The sequence below is a fragment of the Sphingobium sp. 3R8 genome, from assembly GCF_020166615.1.
Classification (GTDB): Bacteria; Pseudomonadota; Alphaproteobacteria; order Sphingomonadales; family Sphingomonadaceae; genus Sphingobium; species Sphingobium bisphenolicum.
In genome coordinates this window covers 1-23508 of record NZ_JAIQXR010000019.1, presented here as the reverse complement: position 1 = coordinate 23508, position 23508 = coordinate 1, and the positions used below count along the sequence as shown (strand labels likewise).

The following is a 23508-nucleotide window of genomic DNA, read 5'->3' as shown; positions in this document are numbered from 1 at the left end:
GCAATGTCCCTGTTCGAACGATATCTTTCGTTGTGGGTGGCTTTGTGCATCGTCATCGGGATTGGTCTCGGCCATTTGCTCCCCCGTGCCTTCGAGGCGATCGCAGCGCTGGAGATCGCCAACGTCAACCTGATGGTTGCGGTGCTGATCTGGCTGATGATCATCCCGATGCTGTTACGCGTTGATTTCGGCGCGCTCCATAGCCTGCGGCAGCACTGGCGCGGCATCGGCGTCACCCTCGTGGTGAACTGGGCGATCAAGCCGTTTTCTATGGCGCTACTCGGCACATTCCTCCTTGGCTATCTGTTCACACCGCTGCTGCCGGCAGGCGCGTCAAACTCGTACATCGCAGGCCTGATCTTGCTTGCCGCCGCGCCATGCACGGCGATGGTCTTCGTCTGGTCCAACCTTGTCGGGGGCGAGCCGAACTACACCTTGAGCCAGGTCGCGCTGAACGACCTGATCATGGTCTTTGCCTTCGCGCCGTTGGTGGGTCTGCTGCTAGGTGTGGCATCGATCACCGTGCCGTGGAGCACCTTGGCGCTGTCGGTCGGACTCTACATCGTCGTCCCGGTGGTCATCTCGCAACTGCTTCGCCGCGCGCTCGTTCGCGGCGGTGAGAAGCGGCTCCAGCATTTCCTGTCCGCCATTGGCCCGATCAGCCTTTCAAGCCTGCTCTTGACGCTTGTGCTGCTGTTCGGCTTTCAGGGCGAACAGATCATCCGCCAACCGCTGGTGATCGCGCTGATTGCCGTGCCGATCCTGTTTCAGGTCTATCTCAATGCCGGCATCGCCTATTGGCTCAGCCGCCGTTTCGGCGTGGCATGGTGCGTCGCCGGCCCTTCGGCGCTGATCGGTGCCTCCAACTTCTTCGAACTGGCAGTGGCCGCCGCCATCAGTCTCTTTGGCCTCAGTTCTGGCGCCGCGCTGGCAACGGTCGTGGGCGTGCTGGTCGAAGTGCCGGTAATGCTGTCGATCGTCGCCTTGGTGAAGCGGACACGCCCTTGGTACGAGAAAGGTATTTCCGCATGAGACTGCGCGAGCTCGCCGACCCCGATCATCTTCCTGCTTTGGACAAGGCTTTCGCGCTGGCTCGTCCCGCCTGCGGTCTTGGCCCGGATCAACCGGCTCCGCGCATCCTGCTGCTCTACGGCTCGCTGCGGGAGCGCTCGTTCTCGCGCCTCGCCGTGGAAGAGGCCGCCCGCCTGTTGCACTTCTTCGGCGCCGAGACACGTATCTTCAATCCCAGCGACCTGCCGCTGCCCGACCAAGTAGCCGGAGACAATCATCCTGCCGTTCATGAACTGCGCGAGCACGCGCTAGGGTCGGAAGGCATGGTCTGGTGCAGCCCGGAGCGGCACGGCCAGATCAGCGGCATCATGAAGACGCAGATCGACCATCTTCCGCTTGAGATGAAAGGGATGCGGCCGACGCAAGGACGCACGCTTGCAGTCATGCAGGTGTCGGGTGGGTCGCAGTCGTTTAACGCCGTCAACTCGCTGCGCCTGCTGGGCCGCTGGATGCGGATGTTCACGATCCCTAATCAATCGTCGGTGGCGATGGCCTATAAAGAGTTCGATGAAGACGGCCGCATGCGGGCGTCGAGCTATTACGAGCGCATCGTCGACGTGATGGAGGAAATGGTCCGCTTCACCGTGCTGATGCGGCCGCATACGGCGCAGTTAGTCAACCGCACTCCGAGCGCAAAGGGGCAGGAGTGCCGGTCGATGCCGCGTAAGCGCTTTAGGGCCGGATTGGACCTGCTGAGTGTTAACCTGGGCACGCCAAACGGACATTGACCAGCAGCGCGCTATAAGGATATTTCCTTGAAATGGCCGCATCTCTCGAAGCCTCCGCCGCGAAGCTGGCTCGCAATCACGATAAACTGCGCCGCGAGTTGATACGATCGACCCGATACTCACCCTTGGCGACGATCTTGACGGACGCAACAATACCCGACAACCACATCGTTGCCGTAAACCATGCATTTGAGCAGCTTAGTGGCTACAGCGAAGCTGAAATGGTGGGGCATAACTGTCGCATTCTTTCTGGCTCGGGCACCTCACCTGCGTCTCGGGCTATCTTACGCAACGCCATCAAGGCCGGCGCGCCTGCGTTCGTGACGCTCGTCAACTACCGCAAAAACGGTGAACCGTTTCACAACGCGGTCATGGTCGCTCCGGTCTATGACGAGTCTGGAGCATTGGCCTTCTTCCTAGGCACGCAACTCAAGGTCGAGAATGATCGTTTGGAGTTTGATACCCCAAAAGCCAGGCTGACGGCCTTGACAGCCCAACAATTGCGCGTGTTGGAACGGATGGCTCACGGCATGCGCCACGCCGATATAGCAAAGGATCTCGGCCTCTCGGTCAAGACCGTCAAGATGCACCGGGGCGCCCTCGTTGAGCGTTTGGGCGTGACGACTTCAACGGAGGCTATCAGGATCGCTGTGGAGGCGGGTCTTTGATCAGGCGTGATACTATTTTGAGACCGGGCTTGATAATCGCGATTGATGCGATATGGACCTAAGTCCATATTAATTAGCCGGGGGGCTTGGTGAGGATATCCTTTGACGCCTTCTCATATGCCCGAGGCCGCTGAAGCAAAATTCCAGCTTCTGGTCGACGCCGTCACCGATTACGCTCTGTATATGCTGGATCTTGATGGACGTGTCGCGACATGGAACTGCGGCGCGCGTAAGGCGAAGGGCTATACGGCAGAGGAAATCGTCGGCCGTCATTTTTCCTGCTTTTTTACGGCCGAAGATCGGGCGTCGGAGCTTCCCCAGCGCGCATTGCGCCTAGCGGCAGAGGAAGGGCGCTTCGAGGCGGAAGGCTGGCGAATTCGAAAGGACGGCAGCCTTTTCTTCGCCAACTCTATTATCGAACCCATACGCGACGCTGCCGGCAAACTGATCGGCTACGCAAAGATCAGCCGCGACATCACCAAAAAGCGTGAGAGAGAGCAGGCGCTTTTTCAGGCAGAGCAACGCTTCCGCCTCCTGGTGCAAGGCGTGAAGGACTGCGCCATCTACATGCTGGACACGCAGGGCGTGATCACAAACTGGAACACCGGTGCGCAGGCGATCAAGGGCTACGACGCCAACGAGGTGGTAGGAAAACACTTTTCAATATTTTACACGGAAGAGGACCGCATCGCTGGAGCACCCGGTAAAGCTCTCGCCATTGCCCTAGCCGAAGGGAAATATGAGACCGACGCATGGCGTATCCGAAAGGACGGGTCGCGTTTCTGGGCCAATGTCTTGCTTGATCCAATTCACGATGAGAATGGCAGACATGTCGGTTTCGCCAAGATTACCAGGGATGTCACCGAAAAGCGGATGGCCCAGGAGCAACTCGAGGAGACGCGTAGCGCCCTGCTGCAGGCGCAAAAGCTCCAGGCGATCGGCGAACTGACCGGTGGAGTCGCGCACGATTTCAACAATCTGCTCACGGTAATATCTGGAGCGGCGGAGATGCTAAGGAAGCCGGATTTGCCCGAAGAAAAACGGGTTCGCTATGTTGATAACATAGCCACGACCGTCGAGCGTGCATCAACCCTCACCAGCCATCTCCTTGCATTCAGCCGTCGCCGGGCAATTCGACCGGAGGTCATTGATCTCAACATCCATCTTGACGCGTGGGGCGACGTTCTTTCGCGATCGCTAGGCAGTGCGGTTACGCTTTCCGTCAAAGCTGCTGCGGCAAAGGCGTGCGTGGAAGTCGATCCCACCGAGTTGGAAACTGCGATCCTGAATGCGGCTGTGAACGCGCGGGATGCGATGCCCAAGGGGGGGGCGCTTTTAATCGAGACGCGCGACACTGCATATGAAGGGCGACCGGCGGTCGCTATCGATATCACGGATACTGGAAGCGGGATGTCTGCAGAAACGATCGCGCGTGTTTTCGAGCCATTCTTTACGACGAAACCGGTCGGCGAAGGAACGGGACTGGGGTTATCGCAAATCCACGGCTTCGCGGCGCAGGCTGGCGGTGCGGCAGAGATACACTCGCGCATCGACATAGGGACCACCCTCACCATCATCCTTCCCAAGGTCGACAAGACACCGGCCGCTAATCAACCGCGAGGCGAACTCGTGGCTATCCCATCAGGCATTTGCGTCCTACTGGTTGAGGACAATATGCAGGTTCTTCAATTTGCCGAGCAGCTATTGCAAGACCTTGGTTGTACCGTCGTCTGCGCCAGCAACGCTGCCCAGGCGCTGGTGCTGCTCCAGGAACGATCGTTCGATTTGGTCTTTACGGACATTGTCATGCCGGGCCTGAGCGGGATTGACCTTGCCCGCCAACTGCATATCCGGGCACCGGACCTACCTGTTTTGCTTGCCACTGGGTATAGCAAGCAACTGATAGGCGAGGACGTGGTGCCATTTCCTGTGCTATTAAAGCCTTATGGCGCAGAAACACTGAGTTCTGCTATCCAACAGCTTTTAACGGCTCAGAGGGGTTCGAGAAGTAGCAGATCATCCTAACGCCGGTTTTCAATGGGGCGTAGCAGGCTTTGCCCTCATGTGACCCCGCCAGGTCCGGGTAATGGCTGCAATGGCAGATGTTTGAAGAGCATATCCGCCGTCGAACCATTGCGGATGTTTAGCAATCAATTTTGCCCCCCGGTACGGACCGTCCCTACTTCGGCCACGCACGACCAATCGACGCCTCGTGGTCCTGAGCCGATCTCATCTGTTACCTCACTGCCGCGGCCGTCATAGTTCGTTGATTCCACCAGACCGCGAAAATTCGGTCAGAACCAATTTCAGATTGCGGGAGGCACCAGCCGCGTCCTGCCCATGTTGGTCGCTGATTCTTCGCAGTTCGCGGTCAACAAAAGTCGAATGTCCGCAATAGGCGAGCGACCAACCTTCAAACAGGCGACCGTTGGCGGCGCTAGCCTCGATCGTCGTTACGCTCCGGTGGCGAACATCGCGCTCAATGGCCTCCCGCAGGATCGCGACGCTATCGACCGGTCCTTCGATAAGCTGAGCGAAACGCGACCCGGAAAAAATCAGCGCGCCTGTCACGTTGAGGTTGGCGTTGCGGATTCTTGACACGCCCACGATTGCATCCAGGGCCACCGCGTGCGCGTCGTCTGGAAGTTCGGGAACACTGATATAAAGCCAGGTCTTGAACATAGCCTATAATGTCAATTTCGGTTTCGGCCCGCGGACATAAACTTCTCCGCTTATCTGAGCAATGGCAATCTGATCCGTCTTATGGTTATCGAAATGCTACCAGCCACCCCCGTAAATTTGTCATCTATAAGCTGGAGTGTTCATCCGCCATCTTCCTTACAGGGAGGATGAAGATGAACCTTTCAAATCATTTGATCCATGTCGACGATACTGTTGCATCGGCCGAAGCTCCGCCCGTGCCTGCCGAACGCCGCCGATCACCCCGGCTGCGCACCGTTTATCGGGTCGCAAGAGTTGTCGCGCGCGGCGATCAAGGGTTGGCGCGCATTCAAAATATCTCCGATGAAGGTCTGATGTTCACGACCTCGATGGAGCTTTGCCCAGGCGACGCCGTTCAAATCGACCTGTCGGACGAATGCAGGCTAACCGGGCTTGTGGCGTGGTATAATGAAGGTCGTTGCGGTGTCCGGCTGCTGCGCCATATCGACAGCCCCGCAGTGCTGCGTCAGCTATACGAGGAGCGACACTCGGGGCGTGGACGTCCGTTGCGCCTGACGCACAGCAAGCGCGTGGTCGTCATGTCCGAGCAGGGTCATGGTGCGGCAGACTTGCGCGACATATCGCAAGCCGGCTTGAATATCTCGCACAAAGGCAATTTCAACCCCGGGCTCGCGGTCAAAGTTCTGCTCGCACCAGGCATGGAACGGCGCGGCGTCGTTCGATGGTCTAAAGATGGCCTCGCCGGCATTGCGCTCACAGAAATTCTGAGCGTTGAAGAGTTGGGCTCGATGCGCAGCTTCTAGGCCGGCGGCTCACTGCTACTGTGGCACCCAGCCAGCCTGCACCGCGATGCGGATCGCCTCGGCCACCGAACGAGCACCGAGGCGATCCAGCAGATTGCTGCGATGCATCTCCGCCGTCCGAACGCTGATACCAAGGGCATGCGCGGCCTGCTTGGTGGTGTCGCCTTGCAGCAGCGTCCGCAGAAGGTCCGCCTCGCGAGGCGTCAGCCGTCCTATGCGCTCGCGCGACTGCTGTCGTGCAAGGTCGAGCGTCAACGCCGCCTCCAGCCCATCGCTCAATGAGTTCAACACCCCAAGCAGGGTAGCCTCCTCAAAGGGCTTTTCCAGAAAATCGCGGGCTCCGAGCTTCATGGCGCGCACAGCGCTTGGGAGATCGCCATGCGCGGTGATCATCACGATCGGAAAACGCGGGCGCAGCTCATGCGGAAAATGCTCGAGGAAGCTCAAGCCGTCCAGCTCCGGCATACGAATGTCGACCAGAACGCAGCCGGGTTCGAGCAGCGGCGCCTCGTCCAAGAAATCTGCCGCAGCCATGAATGCGCGTGTTTGGTAATGGGCGCTGGAAAGCAGGAACGACGTCGACCGCCGAACAACCTGATCGTCATCGATGATGTACACCGCTCGCCCGAGTTGAGCTGCATCAGTCATTTAGGGGGGAGTGGTGCCCAGCGGAAGCGGTATGAGGCTTATTCATTTCCACACTAAACAGGGTGACTACTCGAAAATCCACTCTAAAACATTCAAGGACAAGAGATTTTTGTGAGGGGTGGCGATGCTCAGGCTGACGTCTGTCCAGCTTTTCGATCATATGAGCGATGGCGTTCTGGTGTTGGAGCGCGACTGGAGCATCTCCTACTGCAACGCGAGGGCGGAGGCCGCTTTCGGCGGGCGGGATCTTAAAGGCCAGATGTTGTGGGATGTGTTCCCACACGCTCGAGGGACTGGGGTTGAGAACGTCTATCGCAGGGCGTTCCAGACAGGGCAAAGCGAGGCGTGCGAGTTCTATTCCCATGACCTTTCGACATGGTTCGAGGTGCACGCCATCCCGGTGAAGGAAGAGCTTGCGATCCTTTTCCGAGACATCAGCAAGAAGCGCGTCGAACTTGAACGAGTCGATGCCCGGCGTCGGGCGCTGGATGCCCTGTTCGATCAGGTGTTCCTGGGCATCATGCAAGTTGATGCTGGCTTACGACCGATGCTTGTGAACGATCATCTTTGTACCTTGGCCGGTCGATCACGGCATGAACTGCTGACATCTTCCCCCTTCACATGGATGGCGCCGGAGGATGCCGCCCTATTCTCGCACTTTCTGGCAGCGAGTGATGCCGCTCCGACGTGGGAGGCGACTGTCCGGCTAATCAGGCCCGACGGAACATTGCGGCACTGTGCGCTGCAACTGTCGCGCGTGATGGAGGGCAAGGTCCACAGTCACAGCATTATCGTACTCAACGACGTCACCGAACAGCTCGAGGCAGAGCGCAATTCCGCCGATACAGCCGCCTTGCTGCGGGCAATCATCGACAGCGCGCAGGATCTCATATTTGTGAAAGATCGTGACGGTCGGTTCGTCCTCACCAACCGGGAACTCACGGACTTGGCTCCGCCACTCATCGGCGGCACGGTCGAGAAGCATTTCGCCCCACATCTTGCGGAGAGTTACGCCGCGACCGACGCTGAGGTCATGCAAAGCGGCCGCCCCGCGATCGTGGAGGAGCGCATTCCCCTGAACAGCGGTGAGCGGATGTTCCAGACAATCAAGGTTCCTTGGCGCAGCGGCGATGAAACCCTCGGCGTAATCGGCATTTCCCGTGACATTACCGAGCGGCTCAGTGCCGAAGCACGGCTTTGCGAGCAGGAGGAGCGATACCGCCTGGCCGCACGCGCAACCAAGGACGCGATCTGGGACTGGGATCTGGTGAGCGGTCAGGTCACCTGGAATCCCGCTATCGAGGACCTGTGCGGTGATCAACCCAGCCCAGATGCAGCTTGGTGGCGAGATCGCATCCACCCGGAGGATCGCGGAAGCGTGCAGGAAAGCATTGAGGAATTCCGAAAATCCGAGAGCGAAAGGTGGGAGCATGAATATCGCTTCCGCCGTGCCGACGGCAGCTACGCGCACATTCTGGATCGTGGCTTTTTAGTAAGGAATGAGGCTGGCGAACCAGTCCGAATGATCGGTGCGATGGTAGATATGAGCGAGCGTGCCGAAGCGTATCGGCGTCTTAACGAACTCCAGAGCGAGCTCATCCATGTTTCGCGGGTGAGCGCAATGGGTACAATGGCGTCTGCCTTGGCCCATGAGTTAAATCAGCCACTGACTGGCATAGCGAATTATGTCTCCGGTGCGAGACGCCTGCTACAGGAGAAAGGCGCAAATGCGATCGAGGTCGTGCTGCCCGTGTTGGCGGACGCCGCCGATGAAGTGATTAAGACCAGCGAGTTGATCCGCCGGCTCCGCCGCATGGTCGCTCGCGGCCAGGTCGAGGTTCAGACAATCGAGCTGGACGCACTTATCACGGACGCATTGTCGCTCGCCATCCCCAATCGGCGGCTTGCAGGGGTGGAGATCGAAATATCGGTGACCGGTGCTTCTATTCTGTGTGATCCGATCCAGGTACAGCAAGTGCTGGTCAATCTGATCAGAAATGCTGCCGAAGCCATGGAGGGGCGGCCCGTCAAGCGGTTGGAACTCTGGTCCGAACGGCTCGACGGTGTCTATCGTCTCTATGTCCGCGACACCGGGATGGGCATCCCGCTGGGCGTAGCCGAACGGCTTTTCACGCCCTTCACCACGACGAAGCCGGATGGGTTGGGTGTGGGACTGATGATCAGCCGTACGATTCTTGAAGCGCATGGCGGCGCCATCAGCCTGATGGAAACCGGCCCACAGGGAACCACGATGTTCATCGATCTGCCAGCTTCCTAGGTCTTCGGACCGGCTCTGACAGGAGCTAACGCGCGATAACGGGCGGACGCGGCAAGGCGGGGCTATCGTAGGGTTCACAACAAGGAGATCCACCATGTTCGATCACTCGCCCCTGCCATGCCCCACGCCACGCCGCCGCGAATTCATCGGCGGAGCCGCCACGCTCGCCTCCGCCATGATAGCGGGCCTCGCGCCGACCCGCGCTGCGGCCGCAACGCGCACTCCGGCGGCTTTGCCGTTCGGGACGGTGCGGCAGATCGCCGCAGGACCTCTTGATATCGGCTGTGTCGAAGTTGGACCGTCAACCGGTCCCGCCGTGCTGCTGTTTCACGGATGGCCCTACGACATCCACAGTTTCGCCCAAGTCGCTCCCCTGCTTGCGGGGCAAGGCTATCGCGTCATCGTCCCGCACTTGCGCGGCTATGGCACCACGACATTCCTGTCGGCGTCGGCGCCGCGCAACGGACAGCAGGCCGCGCTGGCGGCGGACGGGATCGCACTGATGGACGCGCTCGGCATCCGGCAGGCGATCGTCGCCGGGTTCGACTGGGGCGCACGCACGGCGGACATCATCGCGGTGCTCTGGCCCGAGCGGTGCAAGGCGCTGGTTTCGATCAGCGGATACCTGATCGGCAGCCAGCCCGGCAACGCCAAGCCGCTGCCGCCCAAGGTCGAACTGCAGTGGTGGTATCAGTTCTACTTCGCCACCGAACGCGGGCGCGAAGGCTATGCGGCCAATACCAGGGCGTTCAACCGCCTGATCTGGGAACAGGCATCGCCCCGCTGGTCGTTCGATGATGCGACATACGAGCGGTCTGCTGCGTCCTTCGTCAACCCGGACCATGTCGCCATTGTGATCCATAACTACCGCTGGCGCCTGGATCTTGTCGAAGGCGAGCATAAGTACGACGCCGCCGAGGCGAAGCTGGCATCCGCCCCCCCGGTGTCCGTGCCTGCGATCACCATGGAAGGCGATGCCAACGGCGCTCCGCACCCCGATCCCGCAGTCTAAAGGGCAAAGTTCACCGGGCCTTACGAGCACCGGCTGCTCGGCGGCATCGGTCACATCCTTCCGCAGGAAGCGCCCGTCGCCTTTGCCGAGGCCGTGCTGGACGCAGGAAGGATGAGCGCATGATCCGCCTTTCCACCTGCTGCCTGGCACTGGCCACGGCATTGCTGGCGGCTTCCACCATGGTAGCGGCTCGGGGCGGGGCTTTGGTTCCCGCCCCGGATCGGGACCTGGCGCTGCCTGCCGGATACCGCGACTGGAAACTCGTCAGCGTCGCCCATGAGGCAGGCAAGAACAACGACATCCGCGCCATCCTCGGCAACGATATCGCCGTGCGGGCCTTTCGTGACGGCAGGCGGCCGTTTCCCGATGGCGCGGTGATCGTCAGGCTGGCGTGGCGTTATCAATCCTCGCCCCGCATCGATGCCGTGTTTCCCGCACCGCAGTTCTTCGTGGCGGGCGATCCCACCAATGTGCAGGTCAGCGTCAAGGATTCGCGGCGTTATGCCGCCAGCGGTGGGTGGGGTTATCGCCAGTTCGACGCGGGCAAACCGAACACCGACGAAGCCCTGACCCGAGCTTGCTTTGCCTGCCATTCCAAGCTGGAGAAGGACGACGACCAGGTTTTCACGGCCTATTCGCACTGAGATGAGGTGTCGCCCAGGAAAAACCCGCAACCGGCATCGCCCAAGGTGATGCCGGTTGCGGACAGTTGCGCGCCGAGCCTGAGGTAGGGGGGGGCGAGGCCCGGCGCGCGACCAGTCACTTCACCGCGGCGGCGCGCTCGATCAGTTCGGCGACTCGCGCCGGATGCGAAACCATGACGACGTGCGAGGCGCCTTTGATCACCACCGTTTCACGCGCTCCCGCACGCTGCGCCATGAAGCCCAAGGCTGCCGGGGGAATATTGCGGTCCGCGTCGCCATAGACGAACCATGAAGGGACGTGCTTCCACGCCGGAGCGGTAGACGTTTCCGACAGTGCCGCCTCGGCGATCGGGCGCTGCCCGGCGGCCATCAGCAGGGCGTCGGCCTCCGGCACGTTGGCGGCGAACTGGTCATGGATGCGCTGATGCGTTGGCGCTGACAGCATCGACATTGATCACAAATCAGGTCGCCATCGCAGGACCGTTAGATGAGAAGCTGCTGGACATCCGTACCCGGCGGCGGCTCCTTGCCCGCTGTCCATTTCGTCTGCAAATCGCCGGATCGTCCGCTTGTCCGTTGTCTGATGGAGTGCTGATCCCGGCTGAATGACCGCTTCCGGGGAATCCAAATAAGCCGGCGAACGGCGTAAACGGGCGCAACTCCGCCCTTAGCCCCCCCCTCAATCCAAGACGTTAGGCAAATCCTCGAAGCCCTTGCGCAATGCGGCGCCCCAGCCCTGGGAGATCGTCAGGAACTCTTCATTATCCGCCTCGATCCGGGTGCGGACGCGGAAGTCGAAGGCGTCGGTCGCGATCACCGTCAGGTCGAGCGGCATGCCGACCGACAGGTTGGAGCGCAGGGTCGAATCCATCGACACCAGCACCGCCTTGGTCGCATCCTCCAGGCTGGTTTCGCGGCTGATGATCCGGTCGAGGATCGGCTTGCCATATTTATGCTCGCCGATCTGGAAGAAGGGCGTGTCCTCCGTCGCTTCGATGAAGTTGCCGGCGGAATAGATGAGGTAGAGGCGCGGCTTGCCGCCCTTGCGCTGGCCCGCGATCATGATCGATGCGCCGGAACCCGATCCGCCCATCTCGATATTCTCGCGATAGCGCTGCTGCATCTTCTGCATCGCGTCGCCCACGATCTGCGCCGCGCGGTGCATGGTATCGCAATTCAGGATGGTTTCGACATCGGGGTCGAGCGTCGATTCCTTGATCGCCTTGCTCAGCGTCGCCTTCACCCCCTGGGTGATCGACAGATTGCCCGAGCACATCAGCGTGATCGCGCGCTCGCCCGGCACATGATAGGTGAAGCTTTTCCGAAAGCGCGCGATATTGTCCATGCCCGCATTGGTGCGGGTGTCGGACAGCATGACCAGTCCCTGATCGACGCGCACGGCCACACAATAAGTCACGGCCCGCTGGCCCCCTATATTCTGTCTGTCGCGATTCGCCCCATCATCGGATGCACCATATGACCTGCGATCGCGTCTATTAACCCGTCTGTTCGGGCGGCGGGACGCTTTGTTGTTGCTGCCGTTGCAGCTGTCGTTCCTCGACGCCTTCTTCCGCCTGCGCGATACGGACGTCCGCGTCAATCCAGATATCGCCCGCGACGGTCACCGAACCCCGGATCGGCGCGGCGTCGTCGGCGTCCAGACCGCTGGCGAGGCGGAGATAGCGTTCGGTGACGCATACCCGGTTCGACGGATCGAATCCGATCCAGCCAAGGCCCGGCACATGGGCTTCGGCCCAGCCATGGGTTTCGTGCAGCGCGCTGCCGTCGCCGGCCAGCAGATAGCCCGATACATAGCGGGCGGGTCGCCCGATCACGCGGGCGGCGGCGATGAATATCTGGGCATGGTCCTGGCAGACGCCCGCACCCAGCGCGAAGGCCTGCGCCGCGCTGGTCGCCGAGCTAGTGACGCCGGCGCGATACTGCACGGCGTCGCTGACCGCGGCCGAGAGCGCATGGAGCTGCGCCAGCGGGCCTTCGCCGGTCGGCGCCGCGCGCGCCATGGCGGCAATGCCGTCCGACGCGCGCGTCAGGGGCGTATCGCGCAGGAAATAGCGCGGGTCGACGCGACTGTCGAGATGACCGACCACGCCATGGCTTTCGCGCGTATCGACCAGCCCCTCCGCCACGATCACGGCATGATCGAGCCGGTCGTGGCGAATCCAGATCGTCTCCATCTCGCCATAGCTGTTGCGGCGAAAGCCGGTAAGCGGCTCGTCATTGACGCTGACCTGCCAGTCCAGCACGCTCTGCGCCGGCGTATCGACCGGCATCAGCTTCAGCCGCATCGCCACCCGCCCCGCGGTGGCCGCGTAGCGATAGACGGTCTGGTGGCGAACCAGCAATTTCATGACGTCCCCCTTACCCAGTATGCGCGCCGGCCGTTCCTTTCCCGATCAGCCGAAATGATAGGCCTGCGCGATTTCCGCGCCCAGCCGGTTGGTCATCGACAGGCCGTGCTGCACCGTTTCATGCAGGCCGAAGCGGAAGATTTCGCCGCTGTCCAACTTCTCCAGCGCGGCGACCATCTCCTGCACCGTATCATGGCAGGCGGCGCGCGCGTCATGCCAGCCCGCCAGCCGGTTGAGCCGATAGGCCAGTTGGTCGTAGCAATAGGCGACGCTGCGCGGGAACAGCCGGTTGAGCATCAGGAAATCGGTGATCTGCCAGGGCGTGTAGGTGCCGCCATAGACATGGTGATAGGCGCGGCTGCCCGACAGCGCGTGCAGCACGGACGTCCATTGATAATGGTCGCGATTGCCGCCGATCACCTCGGTTTCGGGCAGCAGGACATAATATTTGACGTCCAGCAGCCGCAGCGTCATCTGCGCCCGTTCCAGCGCGGAGCCGGCGCGCAAAAAGTCGTGGCCTTCGTTGCGGAGCTGGCCCGAATGGGCAGCGCCGCGGAAGGTCATGACGCGGGTCTTGACCCAGTCGATCAGCGTGGGGAGCTGCTGGCGCGCTTCGCCGACATCATAGCTGTCGAGCTTGCGCCAGCCGTCGTTCAGCGCTTCCCACATGTCCTGCGTCAACATGGTGCGGGCGGACTTGGCGTTGGCGCGCGCCTTGAGCAGGCAGGAGCGGATCGAGCTGGGATTGTCCGCGTCCAGCATCAGGAAGGACACGGCGTCGCTTTCGGTGACGATCGTGCCTTCGGGGAACTGATGCCCGGCGCCGGTGGCGCGGACGACCGACCGCCATTCGTCGCGATGATGCGCGCCGGGCAGGATCGCCATGCGCTGCCCCATGGTCAGCAGCCGCGCGGTCGCCTCCGCCCGCTCCATATAGCGCGCCATCCAGAAGAGATTTTCGGCGGTCCGGCTCAGCATGGGGTGATCTCGATGGGAAGGAAGTGAGAGGGCATCCGCATTAATCCTGCAAGACCCAGGTGTCCTTGACGCCGCCGCCCTGGCTGGAGTTCACGACAAGCGACCCTTCGGTCAGCGCGACGCGGGTCAGGCCGCCGGGGACGAGGCGGATCTGCTTGCCGACCAGGCAATAGGGGCGGAAATCGGCGTGGCGGCCCACCACCGCCGCCGGGCCGAGCGTCGGCACGGTCGACAGATCGAGCGTCGGCTGGGCGATGAACTCGCCAGGATTGGCCCTGATCCGCGCGGCATAGGCGGCGACTTCGTCCTTGGTCGATTTGGGGCCGATCAACATGCCATAGCCGCCCGATCCATGGACTTCCTTGCCCACCAGCTCGTGCAGATTGTCCAGCACATAGGCCATCTCGTCCGGCTTGCCGCACTGCCAGGTCTGGATATTGTCGAGGATCGGCTTCTCGCCCAGATAGAAGCGGATCATCTCCGGCACATAGATATAGACCGCCTTGTCGTCCGCGATCCCCGCGCCCGGCGCCGACGCCAGCGTGACGCCGCCGTTGCGATAGACGTTGAAAATGCCCGGCACGCCCAGCAGGCTGTCGGGACGGAACACCAGCGGATCGATATATTCGTCGTCGATGCGGCGATAGATGACGTCGACAGCCTTCGGCCCCAGCGTGGTCTTCATCCAGACGCGGTCATTGTCGACGAACAGGTCCGCCGGCTCGACCAGTTCCACGCCCATCAGGTCGGCGAGGAAGCTGTGCTCATAATAGGCGCTGTTGAGCGAACCGGGGGTCAGCACGACCACGACCGGATCGCCCTTGCACGCCGGCGGCGCGACTTCCTTCAGGCTCTTGAGCAATTCGGCGGGATAATCATCCACCGGTGCGACCAGCCCCTGGTTGAACAGTTCGGGGAACATGCGCGTCATGATCTCGCGATTTTCGAGCATGTAGGACACGCCCGAGGGGGTGCGGCAATTATCCTCCAGCACTTCGAAGCTGCCCGGCCCGGTGCGCACGATGTCGATGCCCACGATATGGCTGTAGACCTTCCCCGGCGGGGTGAAGTCGGCCATCTCCGCCAGATAGGCGCTGTTCTTGTAGATGATGTCGGCGGGCATGATGCCGGCCTTCACGATCTCGCCGCGATGATAGACGTCGTGCAGGAAGGCGTTGAGCGCGCGCGCCCGCTGGCGAATGCCCTTGTCCAGCACACGCCATTCGTTCGCGGTGAAGATGCGCGGCAGCAGGTCGAAGGGGATCAGCCGTTCCGGATCGCCGCCCTCGCCATAGACGGCGAAGGTGATGCCGATGCGGCGGAAGATCGCCTCGGCCTCGTCCATGCGGCGATTGAGTCCGGCAATGCCCGTTCGCTCCACCCATTTCTGCACTTCATCATAACAGGGGCGTATCGAACCATCCGGCTCAAACATTTCATGGAAGGGCAATTGGACGTTCCTCCCTCGGCCGACAGGGCCGGTTGTGCATTGCAATATTAGTGCGCCGCGCTGTGGCGATTGCAAGGCAAAAATGGCGAGCGGGCAAAAGGTTGCCGTGCCATTCAGGATATATGGTGGAAAAGCCATGGTGTTTCGTTTCTGCGCACGACCATTGACGGTTTCGCGCCGCCGTCCTCAAAAGGACCATGAAGTGGGAGAAAACCGACGATGAGCCGTTTCAACCGGCCCCTGGCCCGCTGGGCGATCGCCGCATCGCTGACCCTGACCGGCTGCGCCGGCGCAGTGCGCGACCAGATATACAAGGCGAACGGGGCGCAGATAGATATCGCGCAATGGACCCATGTCCGGCCGCAGGCACTCCCGGTACGGACGGCGGACGGGCTGGCGCTGACCGGCTATTACTGGCCCGGCGATCCGATGGACCGCGACGTCATCCTCTTCTTCCACGGCCGGGGATCGAACCAGGGTGTCGCGGCCCGCTATGCCGAACAACTGACCGGCCGGGGCAATCATGTCATCGTCGTGTCCTATCGCGGCTTCGGCGGCAATCCGGGCAGCCCGACCCAGGCCGGGCTGATGCGCGACGGTCGCGCCTATATCGAACAGGCCCGCCGGCTGGTGGGATCGAACGCGCGCATCTTCCTGGTCGGCCATTCGCTGGGCGGCGCGGTGGCGCTGCATGTCGCGGCGACGGTGCCGGTCGCGGGCGTCGTCACCCTGTCCACCTTCGACAAGCTGGCCGAATCCGCGCCGGGCGGGGTGAGCGCCCTGCTGCCCGACAAATGGAATAATCTGGACGCCGCGACCAAGATCAAGGCGCCGCTGGTGATGTTTTACGGCACCGCCGACGACCGCGTCGACATGGGCCAGGCCACGGCCCTGTTCGCCGCCGCCGGCCACCCCGCCGACTGGCTGATCGCGCCGGGCGCCGGTCATAATCCCGACATGGCGACACTTGGCCCGCTGGTCAGCGAAGCGATCGAGGCGGTGGATGACGACGCGCTGGACAGCTATCCGGCCAGCTTGCCGGCCGGCTGGGAAGTCCGCCGGAAATGATCGCACAAGATTTGCGCAAACCCCGTTGACCGACCCGTCCTCGCTGCGTATAGCGCCGCCTCACCGCAGGGCGCAGCGCCCGGCGAGGCCCTTTGGGGCGGAGTAGCTCAGCTGGTTAGAGCAGCGGAATCATAATCCGCGTGTCGGGGGTTCAAGTCCCTCCTCCGCTACCAAATATCATCCCAACGATAGACATCGTACTTGCCTCCTGCCGCAAAGCGCGCCAATCAGCGGCGCAAACAGGGCAAAGAGGATAGTAGGCGGATGAGCTATTATGACGTTCTGATCGTGGGCGCGGGCCATGCGGGCGCGCAGGCGGGAATCGCGCTGCGGCAGGCGGGCTTCGAAGGATCGATCGCGATGATCGGCGACGAGAAAGACCCGCCCTATGAACGTCCGCCGCTGTCCAAGGAATATTTTGCGGGCGACAAGAGCTTCGACCGCATCCTGATCCGCCCGGCGACCTTTTGGGGCGAACGCCATATCGACATGCTGCTGGGGCGGCGGGTGAAGAGCGTCGATCCGGTGGGCAAGTTCGTGACCGCAGGCGACGAGGAGATCGGCTATGGCAAGCTGATCTGGTGCACCGGGGGCAGCCCCCGGATGCTGACCTGCAATGGCGCGGACGCGCGCAATGTCCATGCCGTGCGCCGTCGCGACGATGTCGATGCGATGATGGCCAAGATCGACAGCATCACCCATGTCACCATCATCGGCGGCGGCTATATCGGGCTGGAGGCTGCGGCCGTCCTGTCCAAGTTCGGCAAGACAGTCGTATTGCTCGAAGCGCTGGACCGGGTGCTGGCGCGCGTCGCGGGCGAAGAGCTGTCGCGCTTCTACGAAGCCGAGCATCGCGCCCATGGCGTCGACCTGCGCACCGGCGCGCGGATGGACTGTATCGAGGTGACGGACGGCAAGGCCACCGCCGTGCTGATGCAGGATGGCGAGCGGATCGAAACCGACATGGTGATCGTGGGCATCGGCATCATCCCCGAAACCGGCCCGCTGATCGCGGCGGGCGCGGCGGGCGGCAATGGTGTCGATGTCGATGAATTTTGTCGCACCTCGCTGCCCGACATCTATGCCGTGGGCGATTGCGCGGCGCATGCCAACCGCTTTGCCGGCGGCGCGCAGATGCGGCTGGAATCGGTGCAGAATGCGAACGACCAGGCGAAGGTCGCGGTGGCGCATATCATGGGCAAGGAAGAAGCCTATGACGCCGTGCCCTGGTTCTGGTCCAACCAATATGACCTGAAACTCCAGACGGTGGGGCTGTCGACCGGCTTCGACCAGGCGATCCTGCGCGGCGACACCGCCAACCGCAGCTTTTCCGTCGTCTATCTGAAGGGCGGCAAGGTGATCGCGCTCGATTGCGTCAACATGGTCAAGGACTATGTGCAGGGCCGCGCCCATGTGATCGGCGGGGCGGCGCTGGACGTGGCGCAACTGGCCGATGCCAGCGTGCCGTTGAAGGAAGTGGGACTGGCCTGAAGGGCGCGGATTGCGTTCGGGCCCGGGCTGGCGGCGGACGGCGTGCGGGACATGCCGAAAATGGCTAAACTGGGTGGTAAACGGACAGAGCCACTTTCATTTCGTCATCCCAGCGAACACTGAGCCACCTTTGTCGTAACAACGGCGGCGGGTCGACCGGCCTCCTTTGCAAAGTCGAGGATGCCCATGAGGGCACCATGTAGCGTGGCATGGAGTTCGCCCCGCTTTTCGCCGGGATGCAGGACAATCCGGTGAATGAGCGACCGAATGGCGTCGGAGGCGTCGAGCCGGGTTTCCGGGTCTTCGAGCGTTCGGGTGAACCGCTCCAATTCGCGCCGGTAGATTTCGGCGATACCGGGGTGGACCGCCGGAACGAGTTGCGGGGCTAACGCCATGCGGGCAGCGATTTCGGTCTTCTGCCGCTCCAGTTCCGCCATGCGGGCCTTCATCGTGGGCTGGTACAGCCCGTCCTCGATCGCTGTCATGATCCCGGCAATGGCGCGCTCGATCTTGCCCAGCGCGCGGCGGTCGGCTTCGACCTGCGCCTGGTGTTCGCGGTTCTCTTGGTTGATATGTTCGGCGTAAGCGGCGACCGCCGCCTGCACCTTCTCCGGCGACACCAGCCGTTCGCGCAGACCCGCAAGCGCCCGCTCTTCCAGCGCCTCGCGGCGAATGGTGCGGTTGTTGTCGCAGGTATGGCGGCGATGGTGATTGATGCAGCCAAAGCGCCCGTTGACCGCCAAGCCCACCGTGCCGCCACACATGCCGCATTCGACAAGGCCCGACAGCAGAGTGACGGGACGGCGGGCCCGGTACATCCGGCTCGCCTGCGCCGCATGAAGGCCATCGATCATCGGCTTATATTGCTCGACCAGCACATCTCGCCGACGCTTCGCCGCCTGCCACATATCGTCACTGACGATTCGCAGGCCAGGCACTTCGACCCGAACCCATTCGGATTCGGGATTGGGACGCCGCACGGTCCGTCCCGTGCGCGGGTCTTTGGTGGCCTGCTTGCGATTCCAGACCCGCACGCCGACATACATTTCGTTGTGGAGGATGCCGATGCCAAGCTTGGGCTTGCCGCGTATGGTCGTGTCGCTCCAAGGGCGGCCGGATGGACCGGGAATGCCGTCCCGGTTTAGGTCACGCGCGATGGCGCGCGGGCTCTTGCCCGCCGCGTACTCGCGAAAGATGCGATCCACAATGGGCGCCTCTGATGGCTCGATCCGGCATTCGCCGCGCACCAGCTCGCCTTCGCTCGAAAGTCGCCGCACCGTGCGGTAGCCATAACCCACCGGCCCCGCCGAAAAGCCCTTCTCGACCCGCCCGCGCTGTCCGCGATGGGTCTTCTTCGCCAGATCCTTGAGGAATAGGGCGTTCATCGTGCCCTTGAGGCCGACATGCAGTTCGCTGATCTCGCCTTCGGCCAGCGTCACCAGCGGTACGCGCGCAAACTGGAGATGCTTGTAGAGCGTCGCCACGTCTGCCTGATCGCGCGACACGCGATCGAGCGCTTCGGCAACGACGATGTCGAACCGGCCCGCCTGCGCGTCCTGCACCAGCGATTGAATGCCCGGACGCAGGATCATGCTCGCACCCGAGATTGCGGCATCCTGATAGGTATGGACGACATGCCAGCCCTCACGCTCGGCGCGCTCGCGGCAGATGCGAAGCTGATCCTCGATCGACGCGGCGCTCTGCTGGTCCGAGGAGTAACGGGCATAAAGGGCAATACGGGTCATGAGAAAAGCTCCTGCGATCCGTTCCGCCGTCAGGCGGCCTTGGTCAGCATGAAATCGACATGGACGCCGTCATAGGGAAAGACGATCCCACGCCCTTCCTTATGGATTACACCAGCGCTGATAAGCGCCTGCACGTCGCCATGCACCGCCTTCATGTCCCGGCCCACGCGCCGCGCTGCCTCACGGATCGACATGACGCCCTGCCCGGTCATCGCCTGGATCAAATCCCAGCGCTTGCGGGTGAGCGTCTGCCATAACAGATCGGGACTGGCGAAGCTATGATGTGCGCCCTGAGCCTCGCCCTCGAAAGCGGCAAGCGCACGGCGCGTCACATCGTCGCGGCTGGCGACGGAGAGCGTCACGATGTTCATTCTGGCCTCCATTGATCTACGTCCTTCCAGAAGTCCGCCAGCAATGCGGCGGGTGTCGTGAAGGCATAGGCCATTTCGCTTTCGCCGATATGTCGGTGATCGCCCTTGCCTGCCTCATTGTCGTAGCGCAGCATGCAGACGCCATCGACAATATAGGCGAGAGCATATTTGAGATCGTGCATCGATCCCTTCACCGGCTGCGGCACCCGCCAGATACGAAGCTCCACAAAGGACTTCGCATCAAGCTGGTGACGTTCGTTGAGCAACGGTTCCGCCTTCATGATGGATTATATGCCATCGTATAGCGTTGATGTCAATGACTCCATCATCCTGTCCTTTCCGGTTCATTGTCATTGGCGGCTTTGCACGCGCGAATATGCTGGCGTGCAATATGGCGGCCGATGGCCTCCGCGATGCGGATCAGCGCCGTGTCTATGTCCACGCTGGGCGGCTCAGTGCCCGTCCCGTTGTCGTTGGCGGCGGTCAGGCGACCGGGTGGCGCGGCGTTATCACCCTTTTCCATAACTGGACTTCCCAAGCGATGGAGGATTGTCGTTGTCCGGCCGGTAAGCGGCGGGATCGGCGACCCAGCGATTGACGGCGGACTCGTGCCAGCCAGCACCATGGATGCTGATCGGTACTTGCCGGGGGAAAGTCCCTTCCGCGATCTTGCGATATATGGTGGACCGGGAAAGGCCGGTGCGGTCGAGAACGGTTTTGAGGCGAATGATACGATCGATGTTCGGCATAAGAGAGCTTTCAAGTCATGCGTTGCCAAAGCCCCCTAAAGCCAGAATTGGCGGAGTTTCCCCGCAAGACAAGACGCCCGTTGCAGCCTATCAGGCCGCCCGGATACATGTCGTAGGGCTGTAGAGGGACGGTGAGGGACACCGGCGGACGTAGAGGGAATTGGCGGGAACTTACCCGCCTCATTGCCCATGCGGATTTTCTCAGGCGCTGTTGCCTGATTGCCACGCTTTTTACGCTCGTCGGTCCCCGCAGATCGTCTGAGCTATGATGTATTTGGCATATCCATCGTCCTTTGCGATGGCCTGCCCGCCGCGAATCAATCTGCCGCAAACACCCCCACCCCGCAAGGGCGTGGGCACTGAAGTGCCGGTTTGGCATTGGCGCGCCGCTTCATGCATTTCAGCGTCTGGTTTTTGTAGGCAGGGTGCAGAGGACACGTAGTGGGCGTCCCCGCGCGTTCCGCGCGCGCCGCGCGCTATTCCGCTTCGCTCCACCGAGCCGCCGCTGCGCGCCGTCTCGTCGCCTTTGGCGTTACGATCGCATGACGCGGGGGATCTGCTTCGCCGCTCCTGGTGGCCATCGCGCTGGGCGCGATGAGGTTGGCACGGCTCCGACAAGCGGTCTGGGCGTCGCTACCCTCTAGGCGCGTCGCGGCGGGCCGCAACCCGGCTGCGCCGGGTCTTCCTCTTCGTTTCAGCCTTGCAGGTGCAGCCCGCCTCTGCCGACGCGCCTTCCGGTCGCTCTTGCCGCCCACCCCGCATTTCGGGGCCGGTGTTTTGGCAAGGAGAAAAGGACATGGAACTCAAGCATATCGACATCGCCTGCCTCTCGGTTTCGCCCACCAACATGCGTGGCGTGAAGAAGGTACCGGACCTCACCAATATTCTCCCGTCCGTTCGGGCGCGGGGCATCCTTGTGCCGCTGATCGTGCGGCAGAACGGTTCGCCGACCACCTATGAGATCGTGGCAGGCAAGCGGCGCTACCATCTTGTGCCGCTGATCGTGCGGCAGAACGGTTCGCCGACCACCTATGAGATCGTGGCAGGCAAGCGGCGCTACCATGCGGCAATGGTCGTGGCGCAGGAAGAGGGGAGCGTGGAGCCGCTGCCCTGTGCCGTCATGGAAGCCGGAGATGATGCAGCAGCGCTGGAAGCGTCGCTGATCGAGAATATCGCCCGGCTTGATGCCGACGAAATGACCCAGTGCGAAACCTTCACCCGATTGGTGCGCGAAGGCCGCAATGTGGAGGATATTTCCCTTACCTTTGGTCTAACGACATTGCAGGTGAAGCGCACTCTCGCGCTGGGCAATCTCCTGCCCCGTATCCGCAATCTCTATCGGGCCGACAGGATCGATGCCGTCACCGTGCGGCACCTGACCCTTGCCACCAAAGCTCAGCAGCGGGACTGGCTGGCATTGCTCGACAGTGAGAATGATCACGCCCCCATGGGCCAGAATCTCAAATCATGGCTGATGGGGGGTGTGGCCATTACCACCAAGGTAGCGCTGTTCGACCTTGCCAGCTATTCCGGTGAGATCATCTCCGATCTGTTTGGCGAGGACAGCTATTTCGCCTGTCCCTCCGACTTCTGGACGGCGCAGATGGCGACGGTCGAGGAACGAGCCGCAAGCTATCGCGAGGCGGGATGGCCGGAGGTCGTCGTCATGGAGCGCGGCGAGTATTTCCACACATGGGAGCATGAGCGCCGCCCCAAGAAGAAAGGCGGGCGCGTCTATGTCGCCATCAGCCATCGCGGCGAAGTCACCTTCCATGAGGGCTATCTGACCACCAAGGAAGCCCAGAGGCGTGAGATAGGCGAAGCTGCAATCAAGCCGGTGCGCCCGGAAGTCAGCGCGCCGATCCAGAACTATGTCGATTTGCACCGCCATGCTGCCGTGCGAGCGTCCCTGCTTTCGCAGCCCGCCATGGCGCTACGATTGATGGTCGCCCATGCTATCGTCGGATCGCCCCTGTGGCGGGTGGATGTCGAGAAGCAGCGCGCCAGTTCGGATGCCATTGCCGAGAGTGTCGAGATCAGTGCATCGGAAGCGACGTTCGATACCAAGCGTCGCGAGATTCTGGGCTTGCTCGGCTTCGATCCCGAAACGCCCACGGTGACGAACGGCTATACCGGGGATTATGGACTGACGGGGCTGTTCTCATGCCTGTTGAAGCTGCCCGACGAAGCGGTGCTGACCATTCTCTCGGTCGTGATGGGAGAAACGTTGACGGTCGGAAGCGCGACAGTCGAGTTGCTTGGCGCATTGCTCACGGTTGATATGGCGGCGGTCTGGCAAGCCGATGATGCACTGCTTGATAGCATCCGCGACAAGCAAGTGATCGGCCGCATTGTCGCGGAGGTCGCGGGCGATGCCGTCGCGACGGCCAATGCCGGGGAGAGCGTCAAGGTGCAACGCCAGATCGTGCGCGATTGTCTTGCGGGAACGGGCGGACGCGCCAAAGCAGATAGCTGGGTGCCGCGCTGGATGGCCTTTCCGCCGTCAACCTATTCCGGCCGGGGTGGCGTCGGCAGTGCCGAGCGGTGGAATGACATTTCCCATTTGCTTGATAGCGAAACGCAGGCTTGCGACGACGAGCAACGGCCCTTGGCGCAGACGGTTTGATCGTGATGGACCCGGCGACGTTTACGCCTCCGGGTTCCTTTTCGAGCGACCTCCGTGGAAATTCGCGGTGCATTCTGCAAAAATTCACGCGTCCGGCTTTGTCGGGCGCCATCTTCTGATTGTCGTG

General features: G+C 61.9%; 22 protein-coding genes, 1 tRNA gene and 1 pseudogene. 12 read left to right on the top strand and 12 right to left on the bottom strand.

What is annotated here, in order from left to right; all coding sequences use genetic code 11:
• Nucleotides 1–3 precede the first annotated feature (3 nt).
• The 4 genes and pseudogenes from arsB to K9B33_RS17030 all read left to right on the top strand — a co-directional run bounded on the left by arsB (nt 4) and on the right by K9B33_RS17030 (nt 4492).
• Complete coding sequence (gene arsB, locus K9B33_RS17045) at nt 4–1032, top strand: ACR3 family arsenite efflux transporter (protein ID WP_224550271.1); 1029 nt, start codon at nt 4–6, stop codon at nt 1030–1032.
• A pseudogene (gene arsH, locus K9B33_RS17040) lies at nt 1029–1738 on the top strand (arsenical resistance protein ArsH). Before arsB ends, arsH begins: the two are co-directional and overlap by 4 nt.
• A gap of 93 nt (nt 1739–1831) precedes the next feature.
• Entirely contained in the window at nt 1832–2467 is a 636-nt protein-coding gene (locus tag K9B33_RS17035; RefSeq protein WP_224550269.1) for a PAS domain-containing protein, read from the top strand.
• A gap of 102 nt (nt 2468–2569) precedes the next feature.
• A complete protein-coding gene (locus tag K9B33_RS17030) occupies nt 2570–4492 on the top strand; it encodes a PAS domain-containing sensor histidine kinase (RefSeq protein ID WP_224550268.1) in 1923 nt (640 codons plus the stop codon).
• 231 nt (nt 4493–4723) lie between these two features.
• Here the strand turns inward: K9B33_RS17030 and K9B33_RS17025 are convergent, their stop codons facing one another.
• Nucleotides 4724–5149: a BLUF domain-containing protein gene (locus tag K9B33_RS17025; RefSeq protein ID WP_224550267.1), complete on the bottom strand. Its 426-nt coding sequence runs from the start codon at nt 5147–5149 to the stop codon at nt 4724–4726.
• Between the two features lie 173 nt (nt 5150–5322).
• Between K9B33_RS17025 and K9B33_RS17020 the strand changes: the two genes are divergently transcribed.
• Nucleotides 5323–5952: a PilZ domain-containing protein gene (locus K9B33_RS17020; protein ID WP_224550266.1), complete on the top strand. Its 630-nt coding sequence runs from the start codon at nt 5323–5325 to the stop codon at nt 5950–5952.
• Between the two features lie 15 nt (nt 5953–5967).
• Here K9B33_RS17020 and K9B33_RS17015 read toward each other — a convergent pair whose 3' ends face one another.
• Nucleotides 5968–6570: a response regulator transcription factor gene (locus tag K9B33_RS17015; protein WP_224550265.1), complete on the bottom strand. Its 603-nt coding sequence runs from the start codon at nt 6568–6570 to the stop codon at nt 5968–5970.
• 154 nt (nt 6571–6724) lie between these two features.
• Here K9B33_RS17015 and K9B33_RS17010 point away from each other — a divergent pair, with 154 nt between their 5' ends.
• The 3 genes from K9B33_RS17010 (at nt 6725) to K9B33_RS17000 (ending at nt 10534) form a co-directional block, all read left to right on the top strand.
• Nucleotides 6725–8878 carry a PAS domain S-box protein gene (locus K9B33_RS17010; RefSeq protein WP_224550264.1) on the top strand — a complete coding sequence of 718 codons (2154 nt, stop codon included), beginning with the start codon at nt 6725–6727 and terminating at the stop codon, nt 8876–8878.
• 94 nt (nt 8879–8972) lie between these two features.
• On the top strand, nt 8973–9890 hold the full coding sequence (locus K9B33_RS17005; RefSeq protein WP_224550263.1) for an alpha/beta fold hydrolase: 918 nt from the start codon (nt 8973–8975) through the stop codon (nt 9888–9890).
• Nucleotides 9891–10009: 119 nt separating this feature from the next.
• On the top strand, nt 10010–10534 hold the full coding sequence (locus K9B33_RS17000; RefSeq protein WP_224550262.1) for a cytochrome P460 family protein: 525 nt from the start codon (nt 10010–10012) through the stop codon (nt 10532–10534).
• 115 nt (nt 10535–10649) lie between these two features.
• Here the strand turns inward: K9B33_RS17000 and K9B33_RS16995 are convergent, their stop codons facing one another.
• The 5 genes from K9B33_RS16995 to K9B33_RS16975 all read right to left on the bottom strand — a co-directional run bounded on the left by K9B33_RS16995 (nt 10650) and on the right by K9B33_RS16975 (nt 15331).
• Nucleotides 10650–10985, bottom strand: coding sequence for an alpha/beta fold hydrolase (locus K9B33_RS16995; RefSeq protein ID WP_224550261.1), 336 nt, complete (start codon nt 10983–10985; stop codon nt 10650–10652).
• A gap of 228 nt (nt 10986–11213) precedes the next feature.
• A complete protein-coding gene (locus K9B33_RS16990) occupies nt 11214–11951 on the bottom strand; it encodes a peptidase (RefSeq protein ID WP_224550260.1) in 738 nt (245 codons plus the stop codon).
• 79 nt (nt 11952–12030) lie between these two features.
• Complete coding sequence (locus K9B33_RS16985) at nt 12031–12903, bottom strand: transglutaminase domain-containing protein (protein WP_224550259.1); 873 nt, start codon at nt 12901–12903, stop codon at nt 12031–12033.
• Nucleotides 12904–12948: 45 nt separating this feature from the next.
• Nucleotides 12949–13881, bottom strand: coding sequence for an alpha-E domain-containing protein (locus tag K9B33_RS16980; protein WP_224550258.1), 933 nt, complete (start codon nt 13879–13881; stop codon nt 12949–12951).
• Between the two features lie 40 nt (nt 13882–13921).
• Nucleotides 13922–15331: a circularly permuted type 2 ATP-grasp protein gene (locus K9B33_RS16975; protein ID WP_224550257.1), complete on the bottom strand. Its 1410-nt coding sequence runs from the start codon at nt 15329–15331 to the stop codon at nt 13922–13924.
• Nucleotides 15332–15550: 219 nt separating this feature from the next.
• Between K9B33_RS16975 and K9B33_RS16970 the strand changes: the two genes are divergently transcribed.
• The 3 genes from K9B33_RS16970 to K9B33_RS16960 all read left to right on the top strand — a co-directional run bounded on the left by K9B33_RS16970 (nt 15551) and on the right by K9B33_RS16960 (nt 17890).
• On the top strand, nt 15551–16399 hold the full coding sequence (locus K9B33_RS16970; protein WP_224550256.1) for an alpha/beta hydrolase: 849 nt from the start codon (nt 15551–15553) through the stop codon (nt 16397–16399).
• Between the two features lie 96 nt (nt 16400–16495).
• Nucleotides 16496–16572: transfer RNA gene (locus K9B33_RS16965), tRNA-Met, on the top strand.
• A gap of 91 nt (nt 16573–16663) precedes the next feature.
• Nucleotides 16664–17890, top strand: a complete 1227-nt coding sequence (locus tag K9B33_RS16960) for an NAD(P)/FAD-dependent oxidoreductase (protein WP_224550255.1) — start codon at nt 16664–16666, stop codon at nt 17888–17890.
• A gap of 104 nt (nt 17891–17994) precedes the next feature.
• Here the strand turns inward: K9B33_RS16960 and K9B33_RS16955 are convergent, their stop codons facing one another.
• The 5 genes from K9B33_RS16955 to K9B33_RS16935 are packed head-to-tail and all read right to left on the bottom strand — an operon-like array spanning nt 17995 to nt 20755.
• A complete protein-coding gene (locus tag K9B33_RS16955; RefSeq protein WP_224550254.1) occupies nt 17995–19635 on the bottom strand; it encodes a recombinase family protein in 1641 nt (546 codons plus the stop codon).
• 29 nt (nt 19636–19664) lie between these two features.
• Nucleotides 19665–20006 (bottom strand): transcriptional regulator, encoded by a 342-nt coding sequence (locus K9B33_RS16950; protein ID WP_043152054.1) that lies wholly within the window; start codon nt 20004–20006, stop codon nt 19665–19667.
• A complete protein-coding gene (locus tag K9B33_RS16945) occupies nt 20003–20287 on the bottom strand; it encodes a DUF6516 family protein (protein ID WP_224550253.1) in 285 nt (94 codons plus the stop codon). The genes K9B33_RS16950 and K9B33_RS16945 overlap by 4 nt, the downstream gene beginning before the upstream one ends.
• A gap of 44 nt (nt 20288–20331) precedes the next feature.
• Entirely contained in the window at nt 20332–20529 is a 198-nt protein-coding gene (locus K9B33_RS16940; protein WP_224550252.1) for a hypothetical protein, read from the bottom strand.
• Nucleotides 20516–20755 (bottom strand): helix-turn-helix transcriptional regulator, encoded by a 240-nt coding sequence (locus K9B33_RS16935; RefSeq protein ID WP_224550251.1) that lies wholly within the window; start codon nt 20753–20755, stop codon nt 20516–20518. Before K9B33_RS16935 ends, K9B33_RS16940 begins: the two co-directional genes overlap by 14 nt.
• A gap of 796 nt (nt 20756–21551) precedes the next feature.
• Between K9B33_RS16935 and K9B33_RS16930 the strand changes: the two genes are divergently transcribed.
• Nucleotides 21552–23381: a ParB/RepB/Spo0J family partition protein gene (locus K9B33_RS16930; RefSeq protein ID WP_224550250.1), complete on the top strand. Its 1830-nt coding sequence runs from the start codon at nt 21552–21554 to the stop codon at nt 23379–23381.
• Nucleotides 23382–23508 lie beyond the last annotated feature (127 nt).